This is a genomic window from Paraburkholderia oxyphila NBRC 105797 (assembly GCF_000685075.1).
Taxonomy (GTDB): Bacteria; Pseudomonadota; Gammaproteobacteria; order Burkholderiales; family Burkholderiaceae; genus Paraburkholderia; species Paraburkholderia oxyphila.
In genome coordinates, this window is sequence record NZ_BAYD01000312.1 from 1 (window position 1) to 503 (window position 503).

The window sequence follows — 503 nt, forward strand, 5'->3', positions numbered from 1 at the left end:
TGCTTTCTTCGCTGGCCAACGGCACGCTGGACTGGTCGTATCTGGAGAACCGGCAACTTTTTGGCGCCAGCGCGAATTTCGGTATCGGCGACTGGGCGATCGGCACCGAGCTTTCGTACCGGCCGCGTGATGCGGTAGCGCTGTCGAGCTGCTATGGCGCGGGCGGCCCGCTCGACCTGAACACCAATGGCGTGGCCGGGGTGAACTGCCAGCAATGGGCCGACGAGAAGAAGTTCCAGTACGACCTCAACGGCCTGCTTGCGCTCACGCGCAGCGAATACCCGTTCCTCAAGCTGCTGGGTGCGGACGCTGCGGCGCTGACCTGGGAACTCACCTGGATCTACTACCCCGGTCTGAGCACGCACGGCATCACGCGCACGGTCGATGGCCAGACCGTCACGCAGGTGCCCCAGGCGGGCTATTACCCGTGGCTGAACAACAACTCGGGCCTGGGTTACCCGATCGGCATGGCGCAGGGCACCTCGAGCTCCGTGGGCGCGACC

The 503-nt window shown here is 65.2% G+C and carries 1 protein-coding gene; it reads left to right on the top strand.

Going from position 1 to position 503, the window contains the following annotated elements:
• Positions 1-503 (top strand): DUF1302 family protein (locus tag BO1_RS56135; RefSeq protein ID WP_043289439.1); only part of this gene is annotated, 503 nt, incomplete at both ends.